This is a genomic window from Pseudomonas sp. PDM24, from assembly GCF_019218905.1.
GTDB lineage: Bacteria > Pseudomonadota > Gammaproteobacteria > Pseudomonadales > Pseudomonadaceae > Aquipseudomonas.
Map to the genome: position 1 here is coordinate 1 of NZ_JAHUWR010000024.1, position 477 is coordinate 477.

Annotated in this window: 1 protein-coding gene; it reads right to left on the bottom strand. The window is 50.3% G+C overall.

Annotated elements, in window-relative coordinates; genetic code table 11:
* Positions 1–477 (bottom strand): hypothetical protein (locus tag KW837_RS29230; protein WP_218399374.1); only part of this gene is annotated, 477 nt, incomplete at both ends.

Genomic DNA, 477 nt, shown 5'->3' on the forward strand with positions numbered 1-477 from the left:
TTCTTGTCCTTCTTCTTCTTTTTCCCCCTCTTTTTCTCCTTCTCTCTTCCTTTCTCTCCCTTCTTCTCTTTTTCTTCCCCCTTTTCTTCCTCCTTCCCCTCCTTCTTTCCTCTCCTCTTCCCTCTCCTCTTCCCCCTTTTCCCTTCCTTTCCTCTCCTCCTTTTTCCCTCCTTCCTTTTTTCTTCTCTTCCTTTTCTCCCCCTTCTTCCCTTCTTTCCTTCTTTTCTCCCCCTTTTCCTCCTTTCTCTCCCCCTTTCTTTTCCCCTTCCCTCTTCTCTCCTTCTTCCTCCTCCCTCTTTTCTTTCCTTCTCTTTCCCCCTTCTCCCCTTTTTCCCTTTCTCCTTCCGTCCTTTCCCTCTTCCCCTTTCCTCCTTCCCTCTTCCCCCTCTCTCTTTTTCCTCTCTTTTCTTCCTCCTCCTCTTCCCTTCCTTTCCCCCCCTCTCCCTCCCTTCTTTCCCCTCCTCCCTTCCCCCTCCT